The 25,004-nt window shown below is 55.5% G+C and carries 22 protein-coding genes and 1 pseudogene; 5 read left to right on the top strand and 18 right to left on the bottom strand.

Annotation, left to right across the window (positions count from 1 at the left end; genetic code table 11):
• Positions 1 to 121: 121 nt before the first annotated feature.
• Genes FZF01_RS11205 through FZF01_RS11195 form a run of 3 tightly spaced genes read left to right on the top strand, consistent with a single transcriptional unit; the run spans position 122 to position 2,978 of the window.
• Complete coding sequence (locus FZF01_RS11205; RefSeq protein ID WP_150278272.1) at positions 122 to 1,297, top strand: FAD-dependent oxidoreductase; 1,176 nt, start codon at positions 122 to 124, stop codon at positions 1,295 to 1,297.
• A complete protein-coding gene (locus tag FZF01_RS11200; RefSeq protein WP_150278271.1) occupies positions 1,294 to 2,091 on the top strand; it encodes an aldo/keto reductase in 798 nt (265 codons plus the stop codon). The genes FZF01_RS11205 and FZF01_RS11200 overlap by 4 nt, the downstream gene beginning before the upstream one ends.
• Positions 2,092 to 2,102: 11 nt before the next feature.
• On the top strand, positions 2,103 to 2,978 hold the full coding sequence (locus FZF01_RS11195) for a metal ABC transporter ATPase (RefSeq protein WP_150278270.1): 876 nt from the start codon (positions 2,103 to 2,105) through the stop codon (positions 2,976 to 2,978).
• 6 nt (positions 2,979 to 2,984) lie between these two features.
• Here the strand turns inward: FZF01_RS11195 and hldE are convergent, their stop codons facing one another.
• A complete protein-coding gene (gene hldE, locus FZF01_RS11190; protein ID WP_150278269.1) occupies positions 2,985 to 4,415 on the bottom strand; it encodes a bifunctional D-glycero-beta-D-manno-heptose-7-phosphate kinase/D-glycero-beta-D-manno-heptose 1-phosphate adenylyltransferase HldE in 1,431 nt (476 codons plus the stop codon).
• 47 nt (positions 4,416 to 4,462) lie between these two features.
• Positions 4,463 to 6,250 (bottom strand): lipid A export permease/ATP-binding protein MsbA, encoded by a 1,788-nt coding sequence (gene msbA, locus FZF01_RS11185; protein ID WP_150278268.1) that lies wholly within the window; start codon positions 6,248 to 6,250, stop codon positions 4,463 to 4,465.
• 108 nt (positions 6,251 to 6,358) lie between these two features.
• Here msbA and FZF01_RS11180 point away from each other — a divergent pair, with 108 nt between their 5' ends.
• Entirely contained in the window at positions 6,359 to 6,946 is a 588-nt protein-coding gene (locus FZF01_RS11180) for a BUD32 family EKC/KEOPS complex subunit (RefSeq protein ID WP_150278267.1), read from the top strand.
• A gap of 38 nt (positions 6,947 to 6,984) precedes the next feature.
• Positions 6,985 to 7,785: a polysaccharide pyruvyl transferase family protein gene (locus FZF01_RS11175; RefSeq protein ID WP_150278266.1), complete on the top strand. Its 801-nt coding sequence runs from the start codon at positions 6,985 to 6,987 to the stop codon at positions 7,783 to 7,785.
• Here the strand turns inward: FZF01_RS11175 and FZF01_RS11170 are convergent.
• The 16 genes and pseudogenes from FZF01_RS11170 to FZF01_RS19585 all read right to left on the bottom strand — a co-directional run.
• The gene (locus FZF01_RS11170; protein WP_188434404.1) at positions 7,777 to 8,718 is read right to left on the bottom strand and encodes a glycosyltransferase family 2 protein; all 942 of its coding nucleotides are present in this window, start codon (positions 8,716 to 8,718) and stop codon (positions 7,777 to 7,779) included. The two genes, FZF01_RS11175 and FZF01_RS11170, sit on opposite strands and share 9 nt — an antisense overlap.
• 8 nt (positions 8,719 to 8,726) lie before the next feature.
• Positions 8,727 to 10,667 (bottom strand): acyltransferase family protein, encoded by a 1,941-nt coding sequence (locus FZF01_RS11165; RefSeq protein WP_150278264.1) that lies wholly within the window; start codon positions 10,665 to 10,667, stop codon positions 8,727 to 8,729.
• A gap of 79 nt (positions 10,668 to 10,746) precedes the next feature.
• Positions 10,747 to 12,495, bottom strand: coding sequence for a carbamoyltransferase family protein (locus FZF01_RS11160; RefSeq protein WP_150278263.1), 1,749 nt, complete (start codon positions 12,493 to 12,495; stop codon positions 10,747 to 10,749).
• Positions 12,496 to 12,724: 229 nt separating this feature from the next.
• Positions 12,725 to 13,606, bottom strand: a complete 882-nt coding sequence (locus FZF01_RS11155; protein WP_150278262.1) for a polysaccharide pyruvyl transferase family protein — start codon at positions 13,604 to 13,606, stop codon at positions 12,725 to 12,727.
• 25 nt (positions 13,607 to 13,631) lie between these two features.
• Positions 13,632 to 14,798 (bottom strand): hypothetical protein, encoded by a 1,167-nt coding sequence (locus FZF01_RS11150; protein ID WP_150278261.1) that lies wholly within the window; start codon positions 14,796 to 14,798, stop codon positions 13,632 to 13,634.
• 105 nt (positions 14,799 to 14,903) lie between these two features.
• Positions 14,904 to 16,070, bottom strand: coding sequence for a hypothetical protein (locus tag FZF01_RS11145; RefSeq protein ID WP_150278260.1), 1,167 nt, complete (start codon positions 16,068 to 16,070; stop codon positions 14,904 to 14,906).
• Positions 16,063 to 16,818: a class I SAM-dependent methyltransferase gene (locus FZF01_RS11140; protein WP_150278259.1), complete on the bottom strand. Its 756-nt coding sequence runs from the start codon at positions 16,816 to 16,818 to the stop codon at positions 16,063 to 16,065. The genes FZF01_RS11145 and FZF01_RS11140 overlap by 8 nt, the downstream gene beginning before the upstream one ends.
• Before the next feature lie 21 nt (positions 16,819 to 16,839).
• On the bottom strand, positions 16,840 to 18,285 hold the full coding sequence (locus FZF01_RS11135; protein ID WP_150278258.1) for a lipopolysaccharide kinase InaA family protein: 1,446 nt from the start codon (positions 18,283 to 18,285) through the stop codon (positions 16,840 to 16,842).
• Positions 18,282 to 19,055, bottom strand: coding sequence for a lipopolysaccharide kinase InaA family protein (locus FZF01_RS11130; protein ID WP_150278257.1), 774 nt, complete (start codon positions 19,053 to 19,055; stop codon positions 18,282 to 18,284). The genes FZF01_RS11135 and FZF01_RS11130 overlap by 4 nt, the downstream gene beginning before the upstream one ends.
• A 75-nt stretch (positions 19,056 to 19,130) precedes the next feature.
• On the bottom strand, positions 19,131 to 19,901 hold the full coding sequence (locus FZF01_RS11125) for a lipopolysaccharide kinase InaA family protein (RefSeq protein WP_150278256.1): 771 nt from the start codon (positions 19,899 to 19,901) through the stop codon (positions 19,131 to 19,133).
• On the bottom strand, positions 19,898 to 20,644 hold the full coding sequence (locus FZF01_RS11120; RefSeq protein WP_150278255.1) for a lipopolysaccharide kinase InaA family protein: 747 nt from the start codon (positions 20,642 to 20,644) through the stop codon (positions 19,898 to 19,900). The genes FZF01_RS11125 and FZF01_RS11120 overlap by 4 nt, the downstream gene beginning before the upstream one ends.
• Positions 20,641 to 21,456 (bottom strand): lipopolysaccharide core heptose(I) kinase RfaP, encoded by an 816-nt coding sequence (gene rfaP, locus FZF01_RS11115; RefSeq protein WP_150278254.1) that lies wholly within the window; start codon positions 21,454 to 21,456, stop codon positions 20,641 to 20,643. The genes FZF01_RS11120 and rfaP overlap by 4 nt, the downstream gene beginning before the upstream one ends.
• Positions 21,453 to 22,574 carry a glycosyltransferase family 4 protein gene (locus FZF01_RS11110; RefSeq protein ID WP_150278253.1) on the bottom strand — a complete coding sequence of 374 codons (1,122 nt, stop codon included), beginning with the start codon at positions 22,572 to 22,574 and terminating at the stop codon, positions 21,453 to 21,455. The genes rfaP and FZF01_RS11110 overlap by 4 nt, the downstream gene beginning before the upstream one ends.
• Positions 22,574 to 23,635, bottom strand: coding sequence for a lipopolysaccharide heptosyltransferase I (waaC, locus tag FZF01_RS11105; RefSeq protein ID WP_150278252.1), 1,062 nt, complete (start codon positions 23,633 to 23,635; stop codon positions 22,574 to 22,576). The genes FZF01_RS11110 and waaC overlap by 1 nt, the downstream gene beginning before the upstream one ends.
• A 2-nt stretch (positions 23,636 to 23,637) precedes the next feature.
• The gene (gene waaF / locus FZF01_RS11100; protein WP_150278251.1) at positions 23,638 to 24,684 is read right to left on the bottom strand and encodes a lipopolysaccharide heptosyltransferase II; all 1,047 of its coding nucleotides are present in this window, start codon (positions 24,682 to 24,684) and stop codon (positions 23,638 to 23,640) included.
• 93 nt (positions 24,685 to 24,777) lie between these two features.
• Positions 24,778 to 25,004: pseudogene (locus FZF01_RS19585) on the bottom strand (branched chain amino acid aminotransferase); the annotation flags it as partial.

The following is a 25,004-nucleotide window of genomic DNA, read 5'->3' as shown; positions in this document are numbered from 1 at the left end:
GGGCAAGGCGCACAGAACACCGTTCCAGCGTGCGACTCATAGTAGCAGATGTGACCACAGGCACCGGCAGTGTCTATACTAGCCCCCTTTAGTCATACATAGCGCGCAAGCGCCGGAGTCCATGAGTAAAACTCTCGAAACCGACATCTGTATTCTGGGCGGCGGCATCGCCGGCCTGTGGCTCAACGCCCGCCTGCGAGGCCTGGGCTACAGCACCCTGCTGATCGAGCGTGGCGCGCTCGGCGGCGGACAAAGTGGCAAGTCCCAGGGCATCATTCACGGCGGCACCAAGTATGCACTGCACGGAAAGTTGACGGCAGCGTCAGAATCCATCGCCGGCATGCCCAATCGCTGGCGAGCCTCGCTGCAGGGCGATGGTGAGCTTGACCTACGCGGCGTACGGCTGCTTTCGGAGCATCATTATCTCTGGTCTCCGGGCAGCCTGATCAGCAATCTGGCCGGTTTTTTTGCCAGCAAGGCGTTGCGCGGCAAGGTAGATGCGGTCAAGGGCAAGGACCTGCCCGAGGTGTTTGCCAACCCCAGCTTTCGGGGCAAGGTCTACCGCCTGGCCGAACTGGTGATCGATGTGCCGGATGCCGTGAGGCGCTTGAGCGAACTTGCTGGCGACAGTCTGGTTTCAGACAGCGCACCGCAGATCGAGCGTCGCGACGATGGCAGCATCAACGCCGTACGTATCAACGGGCATCAGATCAAGGCCCAGCGGTACGTCCTGACCGCCGGCGAAGGCAACGAAGCACTCCTTCAGGATTGGGGCGTCAGCCAGCCGGCCATGCAGCGACGTCCCCTGCAAATGGTGCTGGTCAAGGGGCCTAACCTGCCCCCCCTCTACGCCCATTGCCTGGGCAGCAGCCCCAAGCCGCGCATGACGATAACCACGCATCCGTGCGCCGATGGGCAGTGGTGCTGGTATCTGGGTGGCGAACTTGCCGAGCAGGGAGTACATCTCACCCCGGATGCGCTGGTGAGCAAAGCCCAGCAGGAACTCAAGGAATTGCTGCCCTGGGTCGATCTTGCCAATTGCCAATGGACAACCCTGCCGGTCAATCGGGCGGAGCCAGCACAGAGCGGCCTCGTACGCCCTGATACCGCGTACCTGCAACCAGTCCAGAATGTACTGGTCAGTTGGCCGACCAAGCTCGCCCTGGCCCCGGATCTGAGCGACCAGGCAGTGAGCCAACTGCAAAGTCAGGGAATCCGTCCGAGTCTGAACGATGATTACTCGGGCCTGCCTCGCCCGCAACTGGCAGCACCAGCCTGGGATATCTGTTTCCCATGAGTAGCCTTCAGCCCTTTCATCGACGCCTGGGGAGCACCGGACTGACGGTATCTCCCCTGGGGCTGGGTACGGTCAAATTCGGGCGCAACCAGGGCGTAAAGTATCCCGACAGCTTTGATCTGCCGGACGACCGTCAGGCACGAGACATTCTCGCCCTGGCACAGGATCTGGGCATCAATCTGCTGGATACTGCACCAGCCTACGGGAGCAGCGAGGAGCGGCTGGGCGGACTGCTCGGGCGTCGCCGTCACGACTGGGTGATCTGCACCAAGGTCGGCGAGGAATTTGAGCACGGCCAATCGCACTTCGATTTCACCGCCGACCACACGCGCATGTCGATCGAGCGCTCGCTAAGGCGCCTGAAAACCGATTACCTCGATCTGGTACTGGTACATTCCGATGGCAATGACATCCGCGTCCTTGGGGAAGCCGTCTATCCGACCCTGATACAGCTCAAGCGTGCTGGCCTCATTCGCGCTTTCGGTTTCTCCGGCAAGACTGTCGAAGGTGGTATTCGCGCATTGGATGAGGGTGATTGCGCTATGGTGACGTACAATCTGCAGGAACAGCAGGAAAAGCCCGTGCTCGACCATGCGTTGTCACACAACAAGGGCATACTGATCAAAAAGGCGTTGGCCAGCGGGCATGCGTGCCTGCAGGGTGAAGACCCGATGTTCGCCAGTCTTCAGCTCATTTACAGCCATCCAGCCGTCGCCAGTGCCGTGATTGGCACCATCAACCAAACCCACCTGCGCGAGAACGTCGCCACGGCGCTCAGGGTTTTGCATCGATAAGAGGCAAGCGCATGTCACGCATCATCGCCCGCAAGGATCCCGGGGTATTCAGAACCCAGGCCATTGAAGTCAAAGCCAGCTCAGAGGTGCTCTGCTATACACCCGTAGGCAACCCCCTGAGTTTTGCCCAAATGCAGGCCCTGCGCGAACCCGTTGAAATCGACGATCCGGATAACTTCGAGCTGATTGCAGCCAACCTAGGCGTCTCGGTGGATCTTAGCCTCAACTGGCAGGGCAGACAGTTCCGTGTGTTGATCCGGCAGAAACGAGCCGACCAGGGTGACAGCGTGCTCAAGCTGATTTCCGGTTACGTACCTGCCCATGAACTCAGGGTCCCGTTGCTTCCGGTAATGACCGAGCTAGCCGAAGAGTTGCTGATCGAATGCAGCCACGGCTGGCTACAGGGCAGTTATCTCGAGACCTGGCTACCGACCCCCTATGCCCCGCTGCTGTCACGCTGCAAGCGCTACTCCTACAAGCTGACACCCAGACAGTGCGGCACCCGGCCGATCCTGTGCCGTGAGCTGCACCTTGTCGAACGCCCCCGCGCTTACCTGCATCTGCCAACAAACTCATTGCAACTGGTTTACGCCATGCAACTGGAGCTGCCAGAAAAATGCACCGATCTGACTCTTCTGCATGCCGATGAAAGGCTTGAGCAGAGCACTGGCGAGCTTGTCGTAGAAATGGATTATCAGAAACCCGAGATTTTTCTGGCTGAAATATGCGACGGCAAAGCCACTGGCGAACTGTTCAGTCTGATACGCGGCGAGCTGCAACCACGTCGACCAAAGAATCGGTTTTTCAGCGAAGCCATGGCCGCTCAACAGGGATGGGTTGTTGATGCGCGCCGCTGCGACTGGGACGAGGGTCTGCAGCGGCTCTGAGAAATTTCAGTCCTTATCCCGTTCGCGGATACGCTCGACGATAGCCGTCGTCGAGCAGCTTTCAACGAAGTTCAGCACCTTCACCTCGCCACCCCAGCTATTCACCAGCGGCGCGCCTACCACCTGGTCAACACTGTAATCCCCGCCCTTGACCAGAATGTCGGGCCTGAGGGCCTTGAGCAATTCCTCGGGGGTGTCTTCGGCAAAGCTGACCACCCAGTCAACCGCACCCAGGCCGGCCAGCACCGTCATGCGCCGTTCGACACTATTGATTGGTCGCCCCGGACCCTTCAACCGACTGACCGACGCGTCATCATTGATCGCCACAATGAGACGGTCGCCAAGGCTGCGCGCCTCTTCCAGGTAGCCCACGTGGCCGGCATGGATGATGTCGAAACAGCCATTGGTGAATACAATTCTCTCGCCGTGGGCGCGTGCGTCCTCGACCGCCTGAACCAACTGCTCCAGTCCGACCACACCGCGCTCGCTACCCTGCTCGCGCTGCACTGCCCGGCGCAGCTCCGGCGCGCTGATCGCCGCCGTACCCAGCTTGCCAATAACAATCCCTGCAGCCAGATTGGATAAACCAACCGCGTTGGGCATCGATTCCCCGGCAGCAAGAGCAGCGGCCAAAGTAGAAATAACGGTATCCCCGGCACCCGTCACATCAAATACTTCCCGCGCCCTGGCGGGCATATGCAGCGCCGGCTCTCCGCGACGCAGCAACGTCATACCCTGCTCACTCCGGGTCACCAGCATCGCATCGAGCTGCAGATCCTCGACCAGCGCCATACCCTTCTCGACCAGCATCTGCTCGCTACTGCAGTGACCTACAACCGCCTCGAACTCGGTCATATTCGGGGTAATAAGGGTCGCACCACGGTAGATGCTGAAATCCTTGCCCTTGGGGTCGGCAAGCACCGGCACGCCGCGCGCTTTAGCCAGAGCAATCAGTGCTTGATGATTAACCAGCGCGCCTTTGCCGTAATCCGACAGGATCATCACCTTGACCTTGTCAAGCAGGCCACGCACCGCCTCAAGAATCGCCTCACCGTCAGTCTCGAAGGGTTCCTCGAAATCCAGACGAATCAGTTGCTGGTGGCGGCTCATCACGCGCAGCTTGGTTATGGTAGGACGATCGGCATGGGCCTGAAAATCGCAATAGACACCGGCGGCGTTCAAGCGTTGGCGCAAACTCAATGCAGCCTCATCTTCGCCTGTGACACCCACCAACCAGGCCGGCGCACCCAAGGCTGCAATATTCAGGGCCACGTTGCCCGCACCGCCGGGCCGATCCTCGATCTGGTCAACCTTTACCACCGGCACCGGAGCTTCCGGGGATATACGGTGAGTAGGCCCATGCCAGTAACGATCGAGCATGACATCACCCACCACCAGTACCGGTGCGGAATCAAAACGTGGCATGGTCAGCTTCATTGGTTCTACCTGTATTCAGTCGGCCCCTGGGGGCTAGTAAAAGAGATTCAGGCCTCGGCAGCCGGCTCATCCCGGAACTGCATGCTGTGCAGCCGCGCGTAATAACCATTCTGCGCAATCAGCTCGGCGTGACTACCACGCTCTACAATTCGGCCCTGGTCCATCACCATGATGATATCGGCCTTCTCGATGGTGGACAGTCGATGCGCAATCACCAGGGTGGTACGACCTTCCATCACCCGGTCCAACGCGCCCTGAATATGCCGCTCTGACTCAGTGTCGAGGGCCGACGTCGCCTCATCCAGAATCAGCACGGGAGCATCCTTCAATAGCGCCCGGGCTATGGCCAGCCGCTGGCGTTGACCGCCAGAGAGCAGCACGCCGTTTTCACCGACCATGGTATCGAGCCCCTGAGGCATCTTGTCGATGAATTCCTTGGCATAGGCTGCCTCCACCGCCCGCTCGATCGCCTCGCGGGGTGCACCGGCCAGATCGCCATAAGCGATATTATTGGCGATCGTATCGTTGAACAGCGTGACGTGCTGGGTGACCAGGGCAATATGCCGGCGAAGATTGCGTAGCCGGAAATCTTCCACATCCACACCGTCGAGCAGAATATGCCCCTTGTCGTGGTGGTAAAAACGCGGAATCAGGCTCACCAGGGTCGACTTGCCACTACCCGAGCGACCCACCAGAGCGACCATCTGCCCCGGCTGGACTCGAAAGTTGATGCCCTCAAGCACGTTCTTGTCGGTATTGGGATAACTGAAATCAAGATCACGAACTTCGATCTCTCCCGAAACGCGCTCACGCTCGGTAGTACCCTTGTCGGTCTCCGGCTCTTCATCCAGCTGCTCAAAGATGCTCTCGGCGGCAGCGATGCCCTTCTGAATGTTTGCACTGACCTCGGATAACTGGCGGATCGGCTTGGGCAGCAGCGCTGCAGCGGTGATATAGGAAACCAGGTCACCCACAGTCGAGTCTCCACGCAGGAACAGTACAAGAAACATCACAATCGCCATTGCACTGAAGGTCACCAACTGCAATGTCGGAGTGAATACCGCGCCCGTGCGCGTCATCTTCAATCCGCGCTGACGGTTGGCTTCGCTTGCCTGATAGAACCTCCGGGTTTCGTACTCCTCTCCACCAAAACTGCGAACCACCCGATAGCCGGAAATGGTTTCCGAGGTGACATGGGTAACATCTCCCATCGCCGCCTGAATCTTGTGACTCTGCTTGCGAAACTTCTTGCTCGTGCTGTTCACCATCAAGCCGATCACCGGAAGTATCGCCATCAATACCAGCGTCAGTTGCCAGTTCATCCACAGCAGGTAGGCAAACAAAAAGATCACCGTCATGCCTTCACGAAATACCACCTTGATGGCATCAGTCGCGGCGCCGGTCACCATGGTGACGTTAAAGGTAATGCGGGATACCAGATGACCTGAATTGTGGTTGTCCAGATAGCGATTGGGCAGTGTAAGCAAATTATTGAACAGGGCCGTACGCAAATCATGCACCACACCGAGTGATACCTTGGCAATGTAATAGTTGCCCAGAAAGGAGCCTGCACCCTGGTAGAACGCCACCACGATAATGAAAAGGGGGAAGCCCCAGATCAGGGGCACACCCAGAAACATCCCACCTGCACCCTGAGTCAAACCGTCGACAAAGTATTTGAGCATCCACGCCATCGCTGGCTGGCTCGAAGCGAAAATCATGAAACCCAGAATACTGATACCAAACGGCAGCCAGTAGGGCTTCACATACCCCAGTAGACGCATGTAGATCCGCGCACTGGATCGGGCGAAACTTTCTTTTTCGGAATCAGACATGAGCACTTCGCGAAAATGGACCGGAGGCAGAGTTTAACACAGCAATCCGGAGGCGCAGCGGGCACTGTAAAAGTACGCTAAACTGCCGTTTTGATTCAGGAAAGCCCAATGCAGTCGATGAGTAGCGAGCAGTTCGCGGCCATGCGCATAAACGCCGAGGTTATCGAAAAGGATGGCCATGGCGAGAAAGTTTTGCGGCTGACTGACGGCACCTATCTGAAGCTGTTCCGACGCAAGAGCTGGTTCTCGAAAACTGTGTTCTTCCCGCCTGCCGAGCGTTTTGCGGTTAACGCCGCAGAGCTTGCACAAATGGGTATCCCCTGCCCCCATATTATCAGTGTGTTCAAGCTAAACGAACCTTACCGCTCGGTAGTCCATTACAGTCCTCTGGAAGGTATAACCCTGCGGCAGTTATTAAATGAAGACCCCAGCCTGGAACAACTCGAGCTGTTCGGCATGCTTGGCGAGTTCATCACGCACCTGCACGAACTGGGCGTTTATTTTCGCTCACTGCACCTGGGCAATATCGTGCTGACACCCGCAGGCAACCTGGGTCTGATTGATATTTCCGACATGCGTTGCCTGGGCAAACCTCTACCCAAGCGAATGCGCAATCGAAACTATCGGCATTTGCTACGCTACGAGAAAGACTGGGCTCTGGTGCACCCCCTGGCGGCTAGCCTGGTACGCCAGTAAATTCAAATCAAATCAGAACTGTGTAGGGAGCCTGTGGCGTGACGATAAAACTCTATTGGTGGCGCGGCGAAGGTGCGCAAGACAGCACAAAGCAAAACTTTGGTGATTATCTGTCCCCTCTGATTGTAGAGATGGTTTCAGGCAAACCTGTGGTGCACGCTTCGCCTGCGCACGCTGACATGATCGCCATTGGCTCCATACTTTCCAGGGAGCGCAAGGCAAAGCGGTTTCTGATCAAGCGCAAATTACATATTTGGGGCGCCGGTACAGACTCGGCCGAACGCATTTTTTCAGGACGCCATCATTACCATGCGGTCAGGGGCGAAAAAACCCGGGAGCAGATTCAGGGCCTAGCAACAATGCCAGCCCTGGGCGACCCCGGGTTACTGACTGACCGCTGGTGGTCCGGCAGGCCCAAACCTGAAAAAAAATACAGACTCGGACTGATTCCACACTTTGTAGATCAGCAGAACGCAGCAATGCAGGATCTGGCCAAACTCGGCGGGGTTCGGGTTATAAGTGTTTTTGATCCGGTTGAAGACGTTGCCAGACAAATACAACAATGTGATTTTATAGCATCGTCCAGCATGCACGGCTTGATCCTAGCAGATTCGTTCGGCATACCAAACAGGCGTCTTGTCTTTTCTCGCGGCATCATTTCCGACTTGAAATTTGTCGATTATTACTCTGCTTTTCAGATGGGTGAGCCGCAGGCAACCACACCGATTGAATGGATTCAGACGGAGGGGACGCATCCCGTCATTGAAGACCCTTACGAAAGACCCGGGCTTGAATCTATCAAGGACAAGCTTGTCAGCGCGTTCCCAAAATCAATCTGACGCACCACCTTTTGCGCGAGTTGCGAATATCAAGCGCAGCCATTTCGACAAATAGTCCCAACGGAAGGCTTGTCGCGGCGACAACTTGAAAGCTTTCTTGTAGTAAGCCAGCGCATCCTTCCGTCGAGCTGCTCGATAACAACTGCGAAATGCAGATAAAGCCCGCTTTGCCTCATATTGTCGGCGATAGGGCTGAATCCAATCCGGCATGCTCTCGAATACAGTCTCTGCAATAAGCGCGCTGTTGGCGATGGTGAGTGAAACATCATTGCGCAAGCTATCTTGGTGCTTGTAAATCACTGCCAGGGGAGCCTGAAGGGTCATGCACTTTGGCTGCGATAACATATAAGCAAAGACCGCGATATCCTCGGCCTGCCGCAAATGTTCTGGATAAGGCCTTTCTCTTACTGCCGTAGTCCGGAATATCGAACACCCATGAGAAATGCTGATTCGCTTGTTTAACAAATAATCCAACAGCCGCTGTTTCTCATCGGAGGCAACACGACTGGGCTCATGGTATTTTTCACGTCCATCCGGATAGGCAGCGATGTGACCCCCCAGCAGCAGATCCGTGTCGGGATGCTCGGTCAATACCGAACATATTTTTTCGATCGAGCCGGGACAAAGCGCATCATCTGCGTCAAGAAACAGGACCCAGATGCCATTGCAATACTCCAACGCACGGTTCCTGGCCGCAGCCGGACCGGTGTTAGGCTGTATCAGATACCCTGCGTTGACTTCTGCGGGCAAGATGTGGCCAGCCAACAATGATGCTGTGTCGTCGGTTGATCCATCGTCAATGACAATCAGCTCACTCTCACTGCAGAGCTGAGAGGCGACGGAATCGATTGCTCTGCAAACAACCTTCGCATAATTGTAGGTAGTTATGACGATTGAAAGCCTGGCCTGTTTACGGGGCCACTCTTCTGACATTAATCGCATTAATTTGCCCTCGAAGCGAAGTCGTCATTGACCATCTCGCGCAATGCATCAACTGCCAACTCCGACCCCAGCCTACTCAGATGATGAGAATCCCGATAAAGCGGCTTGTCATTGAGCGCCACGTTACAGTTCTTTTCATCACAAAAAACGGAGTCGAGATTTACAATCGAAAATGCATAAGTATCTTCGAGGCCGGCAATGTAATGCTTGAATGAAGCGCCTTGCTCAAGGTGCACGGACAAGGGTGTGCGTATTTCCATATTATTATCAAAGAGCTTTTGTCGAGCCAGAACGGCCGGCACTTCGTAAGCAATTTTTGGCACCTGAAGAATAACTGTGGCGTGGATATCGCGTTCTTTCAGATAATCCAGTGTTCGCTCAAAGCCCGCTTTGAAACCAACCTCAGGCGGGCCATCGGATTTTTTATCATAGATAAACCATACCCCAACCAACACGACGTTGCGGATAGATGGATGTCGATCCAGATACCGGACAACAGCATCATTGAAGTCCTTGCATGAAATATCTGAAGCCATGAAATCCTGAGTTCCGAGCACTGGTGGACATACAGATTTGGCCAGAAACCTGCCGGAGACACCCTCTTGATGTGCCGCGATATCCATACCATGAGCCAGAGACAACGCATGCGAGTCGCCCCATAAGAGAAAATTGGGCTGGCCCTCTACGCCAAGGGTACACACATCGCTATCACCGTCGATCTGGTCCGGACTTAAACCGAAGCAGGGTCGACGAAAAGGAATAGTCTCCTTCTCTATAGCTTCGATAGCGGCGATTTCAGGTGGCAGACGAAATGCCGCTCCTCGGGTAATCATCCCCGGCAACGAAACGAGGATGATCAAAAAGGTTATCAGACCCGCACCCCAGAACAGTTGCTTTCGAGCTATACCTTTTCCGCTCTTTCGGCGGAAGGGGTTTTCGACAAATCGCCATGAGGCCCATCCGAGCCCACAAGCCACAACAAAAAGCACGACCTGCTGCTGAGCGTTCAGCGGCTCGATCAGGTAATAACGGACAAAAACAAACAACGGCCAGTGCCACAGATACAGGGAGTAGGATAACAACCCTATAAAAACCAAAGGTCTCCATCCGAGCAGAGTTCCGACGACTGATCTCCCTCCCATCCCGGCATAAATAATCAACGCGGCGCCTGTGACCGCCGGCAAAGCCGTCAAACCCGGAAAAGCAGAATCCTTATCAAGCAAAAATATGCTGGCTACTATCAGCACCAGACCAAAAACAGACAGACCGTCGCGCAGCCATTGCGACCTGGCCAAAGGCACAAAACCCGTTGCCAGCAAGGCTCCCGCAAGTAACTCCCAGGCACGCAGATGCACCAAATAAAACGCAGATTCAGGCCTTGACGATAGCGCGTTCTGCGCATCTATAAGGGACGCTATTGCACACGTCAGTAAGATCCAATTGAGTTTGGCCGGAAAAAAGCGAACCAGCAGAATAAGTAGAGGAGGAAAAAGGATGTAAAACTGCTCTTCGACGGCCAAAGACCAGGTATGGAGCAGGGGGATATTCTCGACAGGATCATCAAAATAATCTGTCTTACCCCAATAATGGACATTTGCGAGAAAAATGACTGCCGCTGCCAAACCCTCAGAAAAGAGCCGGAAATCGAGAGGTAGCAGCATAAACCATGCGACAAGCGTACTAACGAGTAGCACGGCAATGAGCGCTGGAAATAATCGCCGGATTCGCCTTTCGTAAAAATGAGCGTAACTGAACTTACCCTCCATCACCTCACGATAAATGATGGAAGTGATCAAGAATCCGGAAATAACAAAGAAAACATCGACCCCAATGAAGCCCCCCGAAAACAAGGCCACATCCAGGTGAAAAAGCACCACCGGGAGAACCGCCAGGGCTCGTAGACCATCGATATCCCTGCGATAGCTTAGTACTTTACTCATAGAACTCGTTCACGAATGGTAGGGTCAAAAAACCTGAAGCGGCAGCGTGTAATCAACACGCTGCCGATGAAATATCGGTTTAACTCAGCTGCCCTACCGACTTTTTCACCACCAATATATCCTCCATGATCAGATACTCCAGATCCGACCCGAAGAACATATCCAGTGCATCCTTGGGTGAACAGACCATCGGCTCGCCGCGGCGGTTGAGTGACGTGTTGAGCACCACCCCGTTGCCGGTGACCCGTTCAAGCTCTTTCATCAGATCGTAATAGCGCGGATTGTAGTCGCGCTTGAGCACCTGGGCGCGAGCGGTTCCGTCCTCATGGACCACTTCGTGTACGCGACTTTTCCACTCGTCGTTCACTTCGAACGTGAATGTCATGAACGGAGACGGATGATCCATGCCGAGCATCTGGGGCGCGACAGTGTCGAGCATCGACGGGCAGAACGGGCGCCAGCGCTCACGGAACTTGATCTGGGCGTTGATGCGATCGGCGACGCCCTTGACGCTCGGGCAACCGATTATCGAGCGACCGCCCAAGGCTCGCGGTCCGAACTCCATCCGACCCTGGAACCAGGCCACAGGGTTGCCTTCGTGCAGCACCTTGGCAATCTCACCCGTCACATCGTCGAGCTTTTCCCACTGGGGATTGCCGGGGTGGCGGGCGCAGGCCGCGATAATATCTTCATTGCTGTAGCTGGGCCCCAAGTAAACGTGTTCCATCTTCTCGACGGGGACGCCGTTCTGCTCGGAGATATAGGCTGCAGCACCAACGGCGGTGCCGGCGTCACCGGATGCCGGCTGCACAAACAACTCTTTCACTTCCGGACGGGCAATAATGCGCTGGTTGAGTTTGACGTTAAGCGCGCAGCCGCCGGCAAAGGCGATCTTGCCGGTCTCGCGCAGAATGTCACCCAGGTAATACTCCATCATCTCCAGCGCGAGCTTCTCGAATAGCGCCTGCATGCTGGCGGCGTAATGGATATAGGGATCATCGGCAATGTCGCCTTCGCGCTTGGGCCCCAGCCACTCGATCAGCTTGGGTGAAAAGTAATAGCCCTTGCCCTTTTCCTTGTGGCGCCGGAAACCGATCACGTTGGCGTAGTCGGTGTTGATGATCAGCTCACCATTCTCGAATTTGGCCAGCCGTGAAAAGTCGTACTTGCTGGCATCCCCGTATGGCGCCATGCCCATAACCTTGAACTCGCCATCGAGCATCTCAAAGCCCAGGTACTCGGTCAAAGCGCCATACAGACCGCCAAGAGAGTCCGGATCGTAGAATTCCTTGATCTTATGGATCTTGCCGTTCTCGCCATAACCGAAGAAGGTTGTGGCGTATTCGCCCTTACCATCGATACCCATGATGGCGGTTTTTTCCTTGAAGCCGGAGCAATGGTAGGCACTGGAAGCATGGGCAAGGTGGTGTTCCACCGGCTCCAGGCGTACTTTTTTGGCATCGAAACCGAGCTGTTCGAGACACCACAGAATTTTCTTGCGATAACGCTTGAAGCGACGATTACCGGTCAGGATGGCATCAAGCGCACGATCTGGTGCGTACCAGTAGCGCTTGGCATAGTGCCAACGGGCCTTGCCAAAGATACTGATGGGTGCGAATGGGATAGTCACGATATCGACATCAGCAGGCGTGATACCGGCCTGTTCCAGACAGAATTTCGCCGACTCGTAAGGCATGCGATTCTTGGCATGCTTATCGCGCACAAATCGCTCTTCCTCCACTGCGGCGATCAGCTTGCCGTCTATGTACAACGCTGCGGAAGGGTCATGGCTCAATGCGCCGGAGAGTCCGAGAATAGTCAATGCCACAGGTTCGCCTCATGGATCATGAAATCAATCATTTGATTTTACACCCTGAGACACTCGATTGACGAACACCAAACCGGGCAATTTACTGGTTCTTCACGGAAATGCGGGGTGACTCAGGATTTTTAACGTTTTGAACGGCGCGGACATGCGATATCTCGATAATGACCGACGGCAAGAGGGAAAATGCAGACATACCGTTCGCAAGTGTGCATCTGGGGGAGCGGGTAAATTATCCCACAGACGTCACTCGCTGAAAGGCAACGGCAAACTTCTGCCGAATATCGTCCTTCATTTCTTCAATATTCAGTGGTGCCGGCGACCAGTCAATTCGATTCGATAGCGCATGATTTCTGATCCGTGCAGCAGGACCGTGCTCGTAAACATAGTTGATGCCAACCAGGTCGTTTATGATCTTCACCCGATAATCATCCTGCTTATTTTTATCATAGAGAAAAACCACAGGTATACCCATTGCGATACATGGCATGGCGCAATGAATTTTGGATGTTACGACAAGTCGTGCACGGTCACGGTACTGTTTCAGCAACTCTTCCGCCAACATCAATTTGAGCTTGGAGTCGGTGATTGGCAGTCTGATTTTTGCCTGGTCCACCACAATAGCTTCTTTTCTCAAGCTTCTGGGTAGAGCATGTTTTGCCGTATCGCTGAGCCCTGCCAGGAAAACTTGACCATTTTCAGGTGTCGTTTCGCGACGAGGCAGGGTCAAAGTAACGCACTTACTGTAGTAGGCATCAATGCCATGCGCCTGCATCAAAGCCAAGGTTCCCTGATCCCTGCAGCCGATTGGCGCCCATTTCTTCAAGTAGTCTATGCCTGCAGGAGTAAAAATATGCTTTTGCGATTCCGGCCTGACATGAAATGCAAAGAAAACGGGATAAACCTTTGCCGATGGTGGCCAGTTATCGGTGTTCATGAAGAAGCCATTCATGGGGACTACGCATTCAGTATCCACATGATTCAAGGCCTCTCGGCAGACGTAACCATCCACCTTTGGCAAAAGGCGGCTGACAGCCAGCGACTGAATATCGTCACCCAAATTGAAAAAACGCTCGAAAACCGGACTGGTAAACTCTAGAACTCTTATATCCACCTAACTCTCCTGGGCGTATGTGCGATCATGTTTTAACCCGTTTCAGCCACTGTCGAAGCAACTGTTTTTTGAATCGACGCCACCGGCGCATAATTCTACTCTTCCATGCTGGTCGCGTCGCTATAACCTCCCAAGCATCGCGCACAGGATCATTATGCATGCCCAACTCATCGAGAAAGCTGACGTTGTCTCGGGCGAAGGTTTTTGCAGATTCGCTTTCGAGCAACAATCCACGAATCGACCCCGCCGACATCTTACTCGGGAACGTCTGCGAAGCCGGCAAAGCACCTAAGCCATAGAGGGTTGTCATGGTCCGCAAACATTTCTCACACCTTCCGCAATTGTAAGCGCCCTCAAGCTTTTCCCAGCATACCCGCAGATGTCTCAAGGCAAGAGGCTCCGAGGCGATAAGTCTGACCTTGTCAGTTCGAGTCGCTTCACATCCATCGTGGACAACTGCAATAGCCTCGTCGGCAAAAAGAACATCCGTTTCTGGATGAGACGCCCACGGCATAAGCTCTGCCGTCGCAAAAGAAGAAGGGATGTAAATACAGTCCAGATAATCATCCAGTAGCCGCACAATCGTGCCCAAACCAAATCCATGGCCATGTAACCCCCATTTCCCAAAGTCCTTGAACAGGCGGATCGCATTGGTCTCTATCTCAATAAAACGAACGCCAGTTTCCTTTTCGATAGCCTGCCCCATTGCCGATATCGCTCGACGCTTCTCACGGTCTTCCAACTTAACGTCATAACCATGCACGTAGATTAAATCGGTAAGCACAGAGCGGTGCTTTAAAAAGGTGTAAAAAGAATCTACTCCTCCAGTAAAAAAACAGCCAATGCGGCCCGTTGATTGCTTTTCAATCTGCTTGGTATGGTGACATTTGAATGATGACCGATAGAACTCAGGAAACCATTTAGAAAAGATATCGAAAAGCTTCTCTTGGTTTTTAATAAAGCTTTCAGAAACAGGATCACTGATCAGAAGATCACAGCCGTTACGCATTGCCCCGAGCGCAGCCATGCAGATAGCGGCTTCCACGCTGCCACTGAGTTTGAGTCGCGTAGCACTAAAATACACCTCGTAGGCTTTGCCCTTGACTTCAATATCATAATAAACTTTATGATCTCGGGCACTAGCGGCTTTCTTGCAAATCACAATAGAATTGGCGGGAGTAATAATCTGCATAACCTTCGATAGTCTCGATCAATTTCATAAAACAAACTCAGTTCATGCGACTAAAATTCAAAACATAAACCGTGGAATAGTATTCATATATTTATGTGTTTCAGATTAAAACTTTACCTTGAGCTTTGCCAGATGGTGCTGGCAACGAAGCATCCGCTTTTTCCACCTCAAACGAAAACGCGCAACCCATATTGGCCGCTCAATCTGCGCGCATATCGCGTGCTCCAAGGCTGAGAGGTTGCGCCCTGAATTACGCAACAAGCGTAAATTTTCTTGGGGGAATATTCGCATACCCGCGCGCGGTAAACAGACTGCCGCTACCCGAGCAGGGTCTAAAGGCAAGGGGAAAACCGGCGCTTTATCAAGCACACCAAGAATTTCAAGTGACGTCATGGTACGCATACATTTTTCACAGCGACAGCAGTTGTACATGCCGTCGACTCGCTCCCAGCACACACGCAAATTTTGCAGCGCCAGCGGTTCACCTGCCAAATGTTTTATCTTGTCCATTCGACGAGCCTCACAGGCGTCATGCACTATCTGTAGTCGCTCATCGGAAAACAGATGATCCGTATACAGCCAGCTACCCCATGGCTTTTGTTCGTCCACGCTGAATGAGCCTGGAATTCTTACCTCACCAATGTTTCCTGCCAACATACGAGCTACAGCTATCAAGGCAAGACCGTGTGCATGAAGAGGCCAACTCCCAAAATCTTGCAATACCTTACCAAGATTGCTTTCAACCGGGAGGTAATTGACTCCTAAAGCTTCAGCTACTGACAGGCACGTGGCATCAACAGCTGCCCGACGCGGAAAATCATCAAGGCGAACATCAAAACCGTGAATATAGACAATATCGGTTATCTGCTCCTTACCTTTGATCAGGGTGAAAAAAGAGTCCGCACCACCGGAAAAAAAACTTGCGCAACCCGCACCCTTGGACGCAATCGTGGCTTTATAGGTGCCCAACGGCTTAATATTAACCGGCTGGAAATCAGTGAAACTTTCAGTGAACCGACGCATGTACTCGTACACGCCCGCCAGGAACGACTCTGATAATTCCCCGTCGACCCGCAGATCCCAGCCCTTGCGCATACCTGCTAGTACGGCCAGGGCAACACCGGCCTCAAGGCCCGGCTGTGGCTGAAGTCCCCTGCCTGAGATATATACTTGATAGTCACGCACCGGCGTCACGATTGAAAATTCGATCCGGGCAGTTGAATTCTCAGTTACAGGTTCCCAGCTGACTTGACGTAGTACAATTTCAGTCATAGTGAGAAACTCGCGCCTTGACTGCCGTTAACAACCGAAGCGACCAGGGAATGCGACAGCTTCCTGGCGATGGGCGCCAGCCCAGACCAAGCCAAGAGTGACGCATAGTGGCTAAATCGGGTGATAAATCCAGACCAAACAGCTTGCTCATAAAAGCATGCATATTCTTATCTGTAGGCAGCTCCCAGCTGTAGGCCGCATCGGCCCAGAGTACGCGTTCAAAACCGGCCTGTTTCAGTCCCACTGCGTCAGCCTCATGCAAAAAATCACCTTGATGACCGTTCGAATTCCATCGGTCCACAAAATCATTAAGAAACTCTCCAACCGGGGTAGCTCTGCCTACGTCCATTATCACCAGACGTCCGCCAGGGCGTAACAAACGAAACCACTCCTGATAAAGCTCAACGCGATTAAATTCGTGATGAACGCCGGTAAGACTCCCAACAACATCAAAACTGGCTCCGACCAACCCAGTCGCACGTAGAGAGGTTTTTTTGCAGTTGACGCCTGCAATCTTGCACGCCCGGTCAAACGCGGGTGCCGGATCCACGCCCTGATATTGGTGGAGGTTTGAAACGTAGCGCGCAAGCGTGCCGTTACCACAAGGCGCGTCAAGCAGGCGCTCACCTTGTTGCAGTTTCAGGTAACCGAAAAATGCTGAAAATTCTTCCACACGCGCGTCTGGCCAACGTTCGCAAGCTTCAATGTATTGACCCGCACGCTTACCAAATATTGCCGAATAGTCCATTTCAGCTTCACCTTCCTTTGCTTATCGAGGTACGTGGGCTTCCAGCCATCTTCTCAGCGGGCTATCTTCTGGCCAATTGCGAATCAAGCGAGACCGATCCTTGGTCCAGGCTCGCTGCCAATCCTGCTGACTACTGTGAGCACTGAGAGCATCCAGATCAATTAACCAAAGGACCTTTCCGTCCCATAGCAAATTAGTCGCTTTGAAGTCGCCGTGGGTCACCCTCGACTCAATTAGCTGCTTGAATACAATGAGAATCGCAGTAGCTTCATCACTTTCGGGCACTCTTTCTCCAGCGCTACCAAAATGAGTCAACAAATCAGTACCCGAACAATACTCGGTTATTAACCAGGCACGACGGCGTAACGGGCCAAAACGACTTTCGATCATCGCCAGAGGAGCGGGCGTGGCAATCCCCAGGAACTGCAGCCTGTGGCCGGCAAGCCAGGAATGCCATGCCCGGCTTGGGCGCCAGAAGCGCGTCAACCAGTGACGTAGTCCCTTGATGTTGTAACGCTTGATGACCACGGGGCCATCTTGGGTCTCTGCCAGAGTAACGCTGCTACTGCCACCGTCTTTCATGGTGGGCGCGGCAGCGAAAGGCTGATCGGGATCATTGAGCAAGGCTTGCAGCGCCTCGGCCTTGCTGCGCACTACCGAGGTAAAACGTGACCAGCTTTTTTGCACCATGAAATGGGTGCAGTCGCGCACGGCCTTGGCCAACCAGGCATTCAGCCGTTTGACGCGGACCTCTCTTACCTGCCGGAGCAGCCGGTCAGGGTTGAGCGAGCGTTCGGCGTTCACCTGCAGATAGTCAATCAGCAGCAGTTCCATCATGGTGTCCCAGCACGAATCAAGCTGGGCAAAGAAGATGGCAAGGTTGTCTTCCGCCTCCCGAGCGCTGATTGGCTGGCCCGGGGAGAGCACCTTGATAGCATCCCCATCAATGACGTGCACCTGACCTTCGTGCAACAGGAAATTGCCCATGTGGAGATCGGTCTGGATCAGACCAGCGCGATGCATAAGTGCGATGCTGCGCAATGCGCTGCCCATGAGGGCCATGGCCTCAGGGTCGCCAGGCGCAAGGACCGATTTACCAGTCAAAGCACAAAGCGCGTCCCATTGCTGCTGTAGCGTCTGCGCACTCTCAAGGTAATGGGTACACAGATAGAATCCTTCATGCTCCAGTTCGCCCAGGGCAACGATGCCGGGCGTATGGATTTGTGCCGTATCAAGTGCGCCCAGCCCGTCCATCTCCCGCTGCCAGTGCTGCCTGGCACGGGAAGCGATGAACAGCTTGACCAACACCGCCTGCCCCGCAAGCTCTCCGGCGCCCACCAGCCTCTGCTGCGGCAACACGCGCAGCCAATCAGTGACTGTCAGCTCACCTGAGGGAGTCGCCACGGTAAGTGGCGCGGGAGGTTCCCGACCACTTTGACGCAAGGTCTGAATAATACTTTGGGTCAAGCTGCTGCCTTCCTCTTGATTCGCCTGTCAATTTTCATGATCCAGCCTCGAGCCTCATCGTCCAGCTTGCGCTTGTCGAGGTAAGACAGCAGAAAGCTCAACCTCTGTGCTCTGGACGGCTTTTGTGTGCGCCTGTTGAGGGTGGCGAGGTCGGACACCCGGTCGTGCTTTCCCAGCCAGCTGCGCCGGGTCTTCTCCAGATCGATCAGCCGGGCTTCTGCCTGACCGTGCCTGAGCTTGACGAAAATGTGTTTTGCATACAGACAATTATGCACATTGCCCGTCTGGTGCAGGCGTTTGACCAGCATTGCAATAGCCTGAATCAGTGTCTTCTTGTCCGTGTACGCGAGCGTATCCCACTTCTCCAGCCATTGATCCAGGGGATCAAAGTCATCCAGCGCACAGGTCAGCAAGAGCGCCCGTTTATGGCCTGCCTGGCGTCTCTCGGCAAAGGCAACCGCTTTCAGGGCAGGCACCTGATAACGGGCGTAAGCCTGGATGGCCCGGTACTCCCGGGCAAAGGTAGGCTCGCCAAACGGCTTCAGTACACTGCGAGTCAGATGGTTATCCTGGCGCTTCAGATAAAAACCGTGGCTTCTGCCCTGATCATCCTCCAGATCAAGACGGTAAACAGTGCTCCATCCACCACGGGTGGTATTGGGGGCGTCGACTGCATCCAGCTTGAGATTCCATAAAGCCTCAAAGCTGTTCAGTCGATGGCGCGCAAGCAACCTTCCCGAGTCGCCCGGCGCAAAAAAATCCTTGCTCATATTCATCCTAACCATGAATTTGTAACAAGGATAACGCAAATAATCGCTTACAGCTTGTCTCGTCCTGAGTCAGCGCTACTTGAGCTCACTCGCCCTGCGCGCCATTACCTGCGCAAGCAAGTGCCTTGAGGGCCCCGTCAGACGCTGCTTCCCGGTATAGGCGAGCAAAAACCGCAGCTTCTGACCCGGCGTTACTACCTGGCTCTTGCGCAACAGGCTGCGTAGGTCTCTGATCTTGTCCCGCTGGCCAAACCATGCGTGCCGGGTTTCTACCAGGTCGATCAGTCGCGCACCGGCCCCGTCATCGTCGAGCTTGAGAAAGATATGTCTCGGGTACAGATTGTTGTGCATCCGCTCGGCATTGTGCAGTGAGCGAACCAGAGCCGCTGCCGCCAGAATCAGATCCTGTCTGTCGCGCCAGGCCAGTGAGCTCCAGCGCTCGAACCACCAGGTAAGGGGTTTGTAGATATCCAGCGCCCGTGTCAGCAGAATCGCCTGTTGATGCCCATCCACGCTTCGCCGGGCAAAGAAGGCGGCTTCCAGCGCTGGGATACCCTGATGGGCGAAATGCTGGATTGCACGAAATTCGCGGGAAAAGGTGGGCTCTCCCAGCGGGCACCTGAGACTTCTCGCGAGCTGGTGATCCTGACGTTTGAGATAGAAGCTTTGCGGGTTGCCGTTGGCATCCTCCAGCTCGATACGCACAACTTTCTTTACCCCCTTGCCACTCGGGGGCGCAGTGGTACTGTCGTTCTCGCCATAGCGCCACAGTGCCTCGAAGCTATCAAGACCATGCCGTGCCAGCACGTCCTGCGCATTCACCGCAATAAAGACTTCGCTCTTCATTCGCGCCCCCTGAAAAAAGCCTCAACCGCTCTGATGCGCTTCTTGTCTTTGGTCGTCAATCGGGGGCTTTCGCAATAATCATGATAAAACCGCAAGCGCTGGGTGCGGGACAGGACCTGCTTGCCCAGTTTGTCCAGACAAGCGAGGTCCTTGATGATCCGGTACTCGAGCACAGGTCCCCACCAGAACGAACCACTGGGGCAGTCGATCATGAATACATCGGGAAAGGGTTTTTCATCGACCAGGATATTGCGCCATTTCAGATCGTTATGAGCAAACCGTTGAACATGCATCATGCGTGTCGCGTGGGCGATCTGACGCGATACATGATTCACCCAGACGCGGTCCTTGAAACGGGGATCTCCGTCCTTGGCGATATGCGCCAGATCGGCGGTGCCGGCAAGATCCTGGGTAACCAGGGCGCCGCGATAAAAGGCGCCGTTTCGACGCTCCAGACCAAAGCCGACAATAGTGGCCGAGGGTATGCCCCACGCCTGAAAGTGCTGCAGATTCTCCCATTCTGCCTGGATTCGCGCCCGGCCAATGTAGCGACGCAGATTCTTGCCGGCGCCGGTGTAGCGTTTGACGTAATAGTAGCGATCAGCCACCCACACCTTGTGCACGGTACTGATCGGATCGCTGGTGATCTGTTCGCCTTCCAGCGCAAACACCGTATCCAGATCAGCGAAGACCTCGCCGCTGACACCGGTGGCATATTCGGGATTCAACGTCCAACCCGTCATGCATTCGAACCCTTGGCATACTTGCGCTCGAATCGCGCCTGCAATTGTCCGGCCTTGGCCTCGAGCATCGCCAACAAAGCGGCCTCATCGACCAGTACCTGGCGTAGGGGCCGGGCGAAGTATTCCCGCAAAAATCGCAGCTTGTCGCGACGGGTGAGCCCGATATTCAATGCCGAAAAATACAAACCGGCCAGATCCTTGTCCCTCCAGCGACGCGGTACGCTGGGGCGGATCTGCGCGCGGTGCAGATCAATCAGGGAAAGCCGGAAATGCTCAGGCGTCGGCGGCTGGTCGGTATGCAGCAAAAAGTGGCAGATATAGCAATCACGGTGGTTCACGCCAGCCTGATGCATCCGCCGGGTCATGCTCGCGACTTCCTTGATCAAGGCCCGTTTGAGCGCAGGCGGCGGCGGCGTGGTGGTCCAGTCGAGACTGAAGTCCTCGAGGCTGATCGTGGGAGCCAGTTCCTCGGTAATGATGAAGGAGTGCCGATTCGCCGGATTGGCTCCGCGCTCGCCAAAGGCCACTGCAGTCATGGTGGGCACATGTGCGGCCGTGAGCGCATGGATCGCCTCCCACTCCTGGTCCGCGCCCAGTACCGGACGCTTCAGCGTGAGCCAGTTCTTCAGAATCTCGCCCCAGCCCACGCCACGATGAATCTTGACGAAATAGCCCTGCCCTGCGACTTCCGTGCGCAACGTACGACGCGCTTCCAGCTCACGGAAGACTTCACCCTGCAGCGCCTCGACCTGCCGGAAGGCGTCCTGGCCGGCCCACAATGTGGCGAAAGGTTCGGATAGATGCAGGGTCAAACAGTCTCTCCCAGAATCACGTCAGCTGCACGCTCCGGCAGACTGTAGAGATCGGCCCGGTCGGCAAACGCCAGTGCATTCTCGTGCCAGCGCAGACGCACCTCTCGGTCCTCAAGCACCTGCAGCAACGTGTGGTTGAATTGGCGCTGCTGGAAAGGCGTGGGTATCACGCGGCCACAATCGGCTTCTTCAATATAGTGTGCGTAGCCACATACATCAGTCACCAGCACAGGCAGACCCGCGACCAGCGCTTCGAGCAGCACCGTTCCGGTATTCTCGTTATACGCGGGATGCACCAGCACATCGGCGCCCAACAGAAACCGTGGAACATCGTCCCTGCCTGCCAGAAAGTCGACCTGATCACTAATGCCGGCGGCGCGCGCCTGCATCTGAAAGGGCTTGGCGTCGTCCTGTCCGATGACGATCAGTCGCGTACGCTTGCGCATATTGCCTGGCAAGCTGGCCAGCGCGGCAATCGAGCGGTCCAGGCCCTTGGTCTTGAAGCCGGAGCCCACCTGCAGTAACAGCAGATCGTCATCCGCCAGCCCGAACTCCGCACGCAGTGCGGCGCGTTGCGCGGCGGCATCGGGCGGCATTCTGCGGTCCGGCGCAATACCCGGCGGCAGGAGATGAAAGCGATCCTCCGGTGTGCGGTAATGCTTCATGAACAGGGGCTTCTGCACTTCGGAGATCATCAGGATCTCGGTACCTCGCTCCGGTGCAAAAACCGCTTTCTCATACTCGGCGAAATGCCGGTACCGACCCCAGAGGCGGTACAGCGGATTGCGCAGTGTCTGCGCCTTGTCCTCGAAACAGGGGTCGGCGGCATAGTACACATCCAGTCCCGGCATCTTGTTGAAGCCCACAACCCTCTCCACCGGCCGCTTGGCAAGATCCGCCTGCACCCAGGCAGTGAATTTCTCGTTGCGGCGATGATTGGACAGTGCTTTGACCGGGGCGACCAGTACTTCGAAACCCTCAGGCACATCGCCTTCCCAGATCAGCGTGTAAACGCGGATAGCATGTCCGCGCTCCTGACACACGCGCGCTATACGCATGAAGTCGCGCTGCAGTCCGCCAAAGGGGAAATACTTGTACAGCACAAAAGCCAGTTGCATCAGAGCACTCTCTCGTCCGTCAGCAGCCCTTCCAGTTGAGTCATGACTCTTTCCGGGTGCAGGCGGGTAAAGCATAAGGGTTGCTCGCGGTGCAGGTCGAACTCGCGAGCATCTGCGGGCGTGGGCGTGTAAACACAGCGTTTCTGCATGCACGGGGCGCAGGGGAAGTCACTGGCCAGATGGATCTGGGAGCTGCCGTAGGCACCGGTAAACCCGGCATTGGTTGGCCCGAACAGGGAGATCCCGGGTACGTCGAGCGCGGCAGCCAAATGGCCAAGCCCCGTATCAACCGCAACGCAGGCGCGAGCTCCCGCAATGATCCGGGCAATGCCTGCCAGCTGCATTGGTGGCAAGACCTGAACCCCGTCCAGATCAGCGGCAATGCGCTCAGCTCTCGCCTTTTCAGCTGGGTTGCCCCATGGCAGACGCACCTCGATTCCCTGTTCTATGGTCAACTCGGCCAATCGCCGCCAGTACAACTCCGGCCAATGTTTGGAGGCCCATGTAGTACCGTGCAGAAACAGCACATACGGTCGTGTCGCCGGGCCACCGCTGAAATATTCGCAATCCAGACCATAATCACCCAGGCCATCAGGCAATTGATAGCCCAGCGCAGCAGCGAACAACTGACGCACTCGCTCAACCGCATGCTGGCCCCAAGGCACATCCAAACCGCGATCATAGAAGCGACTCGCCAAAGGCTCGCGCGCGGAGGTGCGATCCAGCCCCACAACAGGACCCTGAGCATAGCGGGTCAGAAATGCACTCTTGAGCAAGCCCTGGGCGTCAATGATCAGGTCGTAGGGAGTACTTTTGAGACGCTGCCGAACGTTTTTCCATTCGCCGCTGCGCATGGTCTTAAATGGACTCTTGCGCCAGCGGCGTATCGCTACAGGAATGACCTGAGCAACGGCTGGATGCCAGGCGGGAATTTCGGCAAAGGCCTCTTCCACTACCCAGTCGAACTCGATATCAGGTATCGAGCGCCGCGCATCGGTCAAGGCTGGCAACGTATGAATCACATCCCCCATCGAGGAGGTCTTGATCAGCAGCACGCGCATGGTCAGCTGTCCCGCGGATCGGCAAGAGGCTCGCTGACCAGCCGACCCAGAGCGGTTGTAACCAGCTCGGGACGCAAGTCGCGCAGACAGTTGTAATGACCAAAACGGCAGGTGCGCTCAAAGCACGGACTGCATTCCAGACCAAGCTGGAGCGTCTCCACGCTACTGGCCAGCGGCGGCGTGAACCCGGGCGACGTGGAGCCGTAAACGGCCACCAACGGCCGGTCGAGCGCTGCCGCCACGTGCATCAGCCCCGAGTCATTGCTGACGACAGCGCTGGCGCAGGACAGAAGGTCAATTGCCTCGGCAAGACTGGTGTCGCCTGAAAGGTTGACGGACTCTTCGCGCAGGCCGGGTATCAATCGCTGGCGGATATCCTCGCCAACCGGATGGTCCTTCTTGGAGCCGAATATCCAGACTTGCCAACCCTGGCGTATCTTTTCATCGGCCACAGCCGCGTAGTGCTCCGAAGGCCAACGTTTGGACTCGCCAAATTCTGCGCCGGGGCACAGCGCCAGCACCGGCCGATCCAGAGTCAATCCGAAACGGCTCAGCGCAGCATCAAGGCTCACCTGTTCAATCTGCAATGCAGGTTTGGGGTATGGCTCAGGCAAGTGAGCACCAGGCTCAAATGCCAGTGCCATGAACCGCTCGATCATCAGCGGATAGCGCGCCTTGTTCAGTACCCGGGCATCGTTGAGCAGACCGTAGCGCATCTCGCCGCGCCAACCTGTGCGCTTGGGAATACCGGCAAAGAATGGCACCAACGCGGACTTGAAGGAATTGGGCAGCACGATCGCCTGGTCGTACCGTCCCGCCAGCTCCTTGCCAATGCGTCGGCGAGTACCCAGTTCAAGCACGCCATGACCCAACGGAAAGCTGAGCGCCTGACGTACCTGCGGCATACGTTCGAGGATCGGCCGACTCCACTCGGGAGCCAGCACGTCGATCTGGCAATCCGCGCCATGCTGCGACTGGAGGCAGGCGAATAGCGTCTGCGCCATCACCATGTCGCCAACCCAGCTTGGCCCCACGATCAGAATTCTCATAAGCAGCAAGCCTCAAGCTGCAAGAAAGCCCGAAACGGCGGCAAGCGTCCGATTCCCGACAGTTTGCAGCTTGCAGCTTGCAGCTTGCAGCTCTCAGCTGACAAGCGTGCGCCACTCAGGGTGCGCTGCGGTCTGACCGCTGACCAGGTCGAAATAGGCCTTTTGCAACTTCTCGGTGATCGGCCCACGATGCCCAGCACCAATCTGCCGACAATCGAGCTCGCGAATCGGGGTTACTTCAGCGGCGGTGCCGGTAAAGAAAGCCTCGTCAGCGATATATACCTCGTCACGGGTAATGCGCTTTTCGACAATCGGAATGT

The sequence above is a fragment of the Halopseudomonas salina genome (assembly GCF_008641105.1).
This window is presented reverse-complemented; position numbering and strand designations above follow the sequence as displayed.

Coding starts and splice junctions, on each gene's coding strand:
- FZF01_RS11205 (WP_150278272.1), top strand. CDS start 122: ATGAGTAAAACTCTCGAAACCGACATCTGTATTCTGGGCGGCGGCATC.
- FZF01_RS11200 (WP_150278271.1), top strand. CDS start 1,294: ATGAGTAGCCTTCAGCCCTTTCATCGACGCCTGGGGAGCACCGGACTG.
- FZF01_RS11195 (WP_150278270.1), top strand. CDS start 2,103: ATGTCACGCATCATCGCCCGCAAGGATCCCGGGGTATTCAGAACCCAG.
- hldE (WP_150278269.1), bottom strand. CDS start 4,415: ATGAAGCTGACCATGCCACGTTTTGATTCCGCACCGGTACTGGTGGTG.
- msbA (WP_150278268.1), bottom strand. CDS start 6,250: ATGTCTGATTCCGAAAAAGAAAGTTTCGCCCGATCCAGTGCGCGGATC.
- FZF01_RS11180 (WP_150278267.1), top strand. CDS start 6,359: ATGCAGTCGATGAGTAGCGAGCAGTTCGCGGCCATGCGCATAAACGCC.
- FZF01_RS11170 (WP_188434404.1), bottom strand. CDS start 8,718: ATGTCAGAAGAGTGGCCCCGTAAACAGGCCAGGCTTTCAATCGTCATA.
- FZF01_RS11165 (WP_150278264.1), bottom strand. CDS start 10,667: ATGAGTAAAGTACTAAGCTATCGCAGGGATATCGATGGTCTACGAGCC.
- FZF01_RS11150 (WP_150278261.1), bottom strand. CDS start 14,798: ATGCAGATTATTACTCCCGCCAATTCTATTGTGATTTGCAAGAAAGCC.
- FZF01_RS11145 (WP_150278260.1), bottom strand. CDS start 16,070: ATGACTGAAATTGTACTACGTCAAGTCAGCTGGGAACCTGTAACTGAG.
- FZF01_RS11140 (WP_150278259.1), bottom strand. CDS start 16,818: ATGGACTATTCGGCAATATTTGGTAAGCGTGCGGGTCAATACATTGAA.
- FZF01_RS11130 (WP_150278257.1), bottom strand. CDS start 19,055: ATGAGCAAGGATTTTTTTGCGCCGGGCGACTCGGGAAGGTTGCTTGCG.
- FZF01_RS11125 (WP_150278256.1), bottom strand. CDS start 19,901: ATGAAGAGCGAAGTCTTTATTGCGGTGAATGCGCAGGACGTGCTGGCA.
- FZF01_RS11120 (WP_150278255.1), bottom strand. CDS start 20,644: ATGACGGGTTGGACGTTGAATCCCGAATATGCCACCGGTGTCAGCGGC.
- FZF01_RS11110 (WP_150278253.1), bottom strand. CDS start 22,574: ATGCAACTGGCTTTTGTGCTGTACAAGTATTTCCCCTTTGGCGGACTG.
- waaC (WP_150278252.1), bottom strand. CDS start 23,635: ATGCGCGTGCTGCTGATCAAGACCTCCTCGATGGGGGATGTGATTCAT.
- waaF (WP_150278251.1), bottom strand. CDS start 24,684: ATGAGAATTCTGATCGTGGGGCCAAGCTGGGTTGGCGACATGGTGATG.